Genomic DNA, 4,132 nt, shown 5'->3' on the forward strand with positions numbered 1-4,132 from the left:
CGGGCGCGGCGGTGGCGGCCGCCCGGTGCGCGGACGCGGGCGGCACGGGAGCGGCTGCGGGCAGGGGTCCGGGCGGCGGTGTGCCGTACGTGACGGCCTCGCCGTAGCCCGGGTGCACGGTAGGTCCGCTCACCGGTTCCGGAAGACCCTGCGGCGGCAGGTACGCGGTCTCGTCGACGGCTGCGGCCGGCACCGGCGGCTGCACGGACGTCTCCCACGTCTGGCCCTGCCACTGCTGCGTGTGCTGCTGGTCGGCGTACGGGTCGGCCGCGTACCCCTGCTGCCCTGGCCAGGCCTGCGGCTGCGGGTACTGCTGGGACTGCGCATGGGCCTCAGGGTGCTGCGGGTGCTGGGGGTGCTGCGGGTGCGGGTGGGCCGGCGGATACGGCTGCGGCGGCTGCCCGTACGGGTGGTACGGGTCGTGTCCCTCGTACGGCTGGTCGGTCATCGCTCACCCTCCTGCGAACGGCGGGAGCACCTCGACCGTGCCGCCGTCGGCCAGCCGTACCGTCTCATGTGCGCGGGTCCCCACGGGGTCACCGTCGACGAGGAACGAGCATCGCCGCAGGACACGCGGGAGTTCCCCGGGGTGTCGCCCGCGGGCCGCGTCGAGCGCCTCGGCGAGCGTGTCCGCCTCGACCTGCTCCTCGGCCACCCCGGCCGCGGCCTTGGCGGCGGCCCAGTACCGCACCGTGACCTTTGCCATCTGCTGGTTCCTCAATCGTTGACGGTGAACACCGTCAGGCTAGCCCGCCCGGGCGACCGCCCAGTCCCCGATCCGGTGCACCAGCTCCTCGGACGCGGCGTTCTCCGCGTGCCCCATGCCGGGCTCGATCCACAGCTCCCCCTGCTCACCGGCCGCCGCGGCCAGCATCCGCGGATGGTCGAGCGGGAAGTAGCCGTCGCGGTCGCCGTGCACGATCAGCAGCGGGGTCGGCGCGATCCGCGGCACCGCCTGGACGGGGGACAGCGGCACCGGGTCCCAGCCGCGGTGGTGGATCCGGGTGCGCAGCCCGTACCGGCCCACCAGGCGCCCCTCGGGACGCGTGACCAGCCAGTGCAGGCGCCGCATGGGAGCCGTCCCCCGGTAGAACCACCGGGCCGGCGCGCTCACCGACACCACCGCGTCGGGACCGGCGGCACCCGGGAGGTCCTCCCCCGGCGCCCCGCTCCCCAGGGCGGCGTGCCGCAGGACCACCGAGCCGCCCATGGAGAAGCCGACGGTCACCACGCGCGTGTGCCCCAGTTCCCGGGCCCGGCCGACCGCCGCCGCCAGGTCCAGCACCTCCCGGTCGCCGACCGTGGAGCGTCCCCCGGAGGCGCCGTGGCCGCGGAAGGAGAAGGTCAGCACCGCCCCGTGCCGGGTCAGCGCCCGCGCCACCCGGCGCAGGTGCGGCCGGTCCACGTCCCCCGTGAAGCCGTGCGCGACCACGAACACCGGAACGTCCTCGGGGCCGCCCCCGGTGCTCCCCGGCGAGCCGGCCTCCGGCGTCCGCGCGGGCTCGTAACGGCAGTCGATCCGCACGCCGTCGGCGGTGCGCAGGAACGTCCGCCCCCGCGCACCGCCCGTACCGCCGCTCGCCCTCCCGGGCGTCTCGGAATACGGACGACGGGTGGTACATCCCACATGACCTGCCGAACCGCTGCTCATGTCCGCTATTCTGCTGGGAAGAGGACTCGGGCAGCGAAGCCCCCGGGTCCTTTTGTGCTTTCGGAAGCGTTGTATACGACGCGGGAAACCGCCGACGTACGGGGCGTCGAACGCACGAAGCAAGCCGTAAACTCCCCCGCTGCCTCAACGGCGCGGGAGGTGCCCCCACCGCAGGGACCGCCGAGGAGGAACCAGACGTTATGGGCGAGCGAACCGTGCACGAACGAACGGCCCCCGACGGGGGAGGTGGGACGCGATGAGCTCCCTCCTGCTCCTCACCAACGCCCTCCAGCCGTCGGCGGAGGTGCTCCCCGCCCTCGGCCTGCTGCTGCACAACGTGCGGGTGGCCCCGGCGGAGGGCCCCGCCCTGGTGGACACCCCCGGCGCCGACGCCATCCTCGTCGACGGCCGGCGCGACCTGCCGCAGGTCCGCAGCCTGTGCCAGCTGCTCCGCTCGACCGGGCCCGGCTGCCCCCTGGTACTGGTGGTCACCGAGGGCGGCCTGGCCGCCGTCACCGCCGACTGGGGCATCGACGACGTCCTGCTGGACACCGCGGGCCCGGCCGAGGTCGAGGCGCGGCTGCGGCTCGCCATGGGCCGCCAGCAGATCGTCAACGACGATTCCCCGATGGAGATCCGCAACGGTGATCTCTCCGTCGACGAGGCGACCTACAGCGCCAAACTCAAAGGCCGCGTCCTCGATCTCACGTTCAAGGAATTCGAGCTGCTGAAATACCTCGCACAGCACCCCGGCCGGGTCTTCACCCGGGCGCAGTTGCTGCAGGAGGTCTGGGGCTACGACTATTTCGGCGGCACCCGCACGGTCGACGTCCACGTGCGGCGGCTGCGCGCCAAGCTGGGCCCCGAGCACGAATCCCTGATCGGCACCGTCCGGAACGTCGGTTATCGATTCGTTACGCCGGAGAAGGGCGACCGCTCCCCGGACGAGCCGAAGGCCGCGCAGGCCGCCGGTGCTCCGCAAAAGGCGGCGGATGCGGACGAGACGACCGCGCGGGACGCCGCCGAGGTGCGGGCCCGGGCATGAGCGGCGCACGCATGAGCGGACCGCCCCCTTCGACGAGCGCGGCGCCCGGACCGAGGCACCCGTCCGGTGGACGTGGAGCCGGTCTCACGCCCTGCCCGCGGCCGGTATATCCGCGTAGACTCCGCGCGTGGCCAAGGTAACCAGGGATGACGTGGCGCGGCTGGCGGGCACCTCCACCGCCGTCGTCAGCTATGTCATCAACAACGGACCCCGGCCGGTCGCCCCGGCCACGCGCGAGCGTGTCCTCGCCGCGATCAAAGAACTGGGGTACCGGCCCGACCGCGTCGCCCAGGCGATGGCGTCCCGGCGCACGGACCTCATAGGCCTGATCGTGCCCGACGCCCGCCAGCCCTTCTTCGGGGAGATGGCGCACGCCGTGGAACAGGCCGCGTCCGAGCGCGGGAAGATGGTGCTGGTCGGCAACTCCGACTACATCGGCGAGCGCGAGGTGCACTACCTGCGCGCCTTCCTGGGGATGCGCGTCTCCGGCCTGATCCTCGTCAGCCACGCCCTGAACGACCTGGCCGCGGCCGAGATAGACGCCTGGGACGCCCGGGTCGTCCTGCTCCACGAACGCCCCGAGGCGATCGACGACGTCGCCGTCGTCACCGACGACCTCGGCGGCGCCCAGCTCGCCGTCCGCCACCTGCTGGAACACGGCCACCCGTACGTCGCCTGCCTCGGCGGCACCGCGGACACCCCCGCCGTCGGCGACCCGGTCTCCGACCACGTGGAGGGCTGGCGCCGGGCCATGAAGGAGGCCGACGTCCCGACCGACGGCCGCCTCTTCGAGGCCCCGTACAACCGGTACGACGCCTACCGCATCGGGCTCGACATCCTCTCCGGGCCCGACCGCCCGCCGGCCATCTTCTGCTCCACCGACGACCAGGCGATCGGCGTCCTGCGGGCGGCGCGCGAGCTGCGCATCGACGTGCCGGGCGAGCTGGCGGTCGCCGGGTTCGACGACATCAAGGAGGCGGCGCTCACCGACCCGCCGATGACCACGGTCGCCTCCGACCGCTCGGCCATGGCCCGCGCGGCCGTCGACCTGGTCCTCGACGACGGCCTGCGGGTGGCCGGGTCGCGCCGGGAGCGCCTGAAGGTGTTCCCGTCCCGCCTGGTGGTACGCCGCTCCTGCGGCTGCGGATAGCCGGCCCGGGGGCCGCCCGTCCCGTCCACATGCTTCGCCCCCCCACACATCCTTATATCGGGCATACATGGTTCTGCCGGACTTCTCAGACGGTCCTCAGGAAGCTCTCATCGTGGGGCGTGAGCCTGTTTGACATGAACGAGACCTTCCGCAGCCCCGGTACCCCCGACGAGCCCCGGCCCGCGTCCGCCGACCGGTACGGCACGCAGGCGCCCGCGGAGCGTGCGGCGCACCCGGAGTGGCCGCCCGCGCCCCCGCAGCCCCCGCAGCCCCCTTCGACGGCGCA

Annotated in this window: 4 protein-coding genes and 1 pseudogene; 2 read left to right on the top strand and 3 right to left on the bottom strand. The window is 73.7% G+C overall.

The genetic code is table 11. The annotated features are described in order from the left end of the window. The 3 genes and pseudogenes from G3I53_RS29095 to G3I53_RS29105 all read right to left on the bottom strand — a co-directional run. A pseudogene (locus G3I53_RS29095) lies at positions 1-448 on the bottom strand (hypothetical protein); the annotation flags it as partial. Between the two features lie 3 nt (positions 449-451). Further along, complete coding sequence (locus G3I53_RS29100; protein ID WP_164336202.1) at positions 452-706, bottom strand: MoaD/ThiS family protein; 255 nt, start codon at positions 704-706, stop codon at positions 452-454. 39 nt (positions 707-745) lie between these two features. Then, positions 746-1,651, bottom strand: coding sequence for an alpha/beta fold hydrolase (locus tag G3I53_RS29105; protein ID WP_203592171.1), 906 nt, complete (start codon positions 1,649-1,651; stop codon positions 746-748). 256 nt (positions 1,652-1,907) lie between these two features. Between G3I53_RS29105 and G3I53_RS29110 the strand changes: the two genes are divergently transcribed. Further along, positions 1,908-2,696: a response regulator transcription factor gene (locus tag G3I53_RS29110; RefSeq protein WP_164336200.1), complete on the top strand. Its 789-nt coding sequence runs from the start codon at positions 1,908-1,910 to the stop codon at positions 2,694-2,696. A gap of 127 nt (positions 2,697-2,823) precedes the next feature. Beyond that, entirely contained in the window at positions 2,824-3,846 is a 1,023-nt protein-coding gene (locus G3I53_RS29115) for a LacI family DNA-binding transcriptional regulator (RefSeq protein WP_164336198.1), read from the top strand. Positions 3,847-4,132 lie beyond the last annotated feature (286 nt).

This window comes from Streptomyces sp. SID14436 (genome assembly GCF_010548465.1).
Classification (GTDB): Bacteria; Actinomycetota; Actinomycetes; order Streptomycetales; family Streptomycetaceae; genus Streptomyces.

Bases quoted from the DNA above. Each gene is read 5' to 3' on its own strand.
- G3I53_RS29100 (WP_164336202.1), bottom strand. From the start codon at position 706: ATGGCAAAGGTCACGGTGCGGTACTGGGCCGCCGCCAAGGCCGCGGCC.
- G3I53_RS29105 (WP_203592171.1), bottom strand. From the start codon at position 1,651: ATGAGCAGCGGTTCGGCAGGTCATGTGGGATGTACCACCCGTCGTCCG.
- G3I53_RS29110 (WP_164336200.1), top strand. From the start codon at position 1,908: ATGAGCTCCCTCCTGCTCCTCACCAACGCCCTCCAGCCGTCGGCGGAG.